Source organism: Achromobacter sp. UBA5777 (assembly GCF_002418565.1).
Lineage (GTDB): Bacteria > Pseudomonadota > Gammaproteobacteria > Burkholderiales > Burkholderiaceae_B > Achromobacter > Achromobacter animicus.
The window spans coordinates 37,277-37,493 of the sequence record NZ_DIEJ01000244.1 but is presented as its reverse complement, the minus strand read 5'-3'; the positions used below and the strand labels follow the sequence as shown (position 1 = coordinate 37,493).

The 217-nt window shown below is 70.5% G+C and carries 1 pseudogene; it reads left to right on the top strand.

The features are described 5' to 3' along the window. A pseudogene (locus tag B3446_RS21075) lies at positions 1-217 on the top strand (type III pantothenate kinase); the annotation flags it as partial.

Genomic DNA, 217 nt, shown 5'->3' with positions numbered 1-217 from the left:
TCGCCTTCGACGGCCTGGACCTGAACGCGCTGGATGACTGGCTTGCCGCCCTGCCCCGGCCGCCGCGGCGCGCGCTGGGCGTGAATGTCGCTGGCGCAGCCCGCGGCGACGCCATCGCGGCCATCCTGCAAAAGCACGGCTGCACCGTCAACTGGTCGCCGTCCCAAGCGACGACGCTGGGGCTGGTCAACAGTTATCGCAGTCCCACACAGCTGGG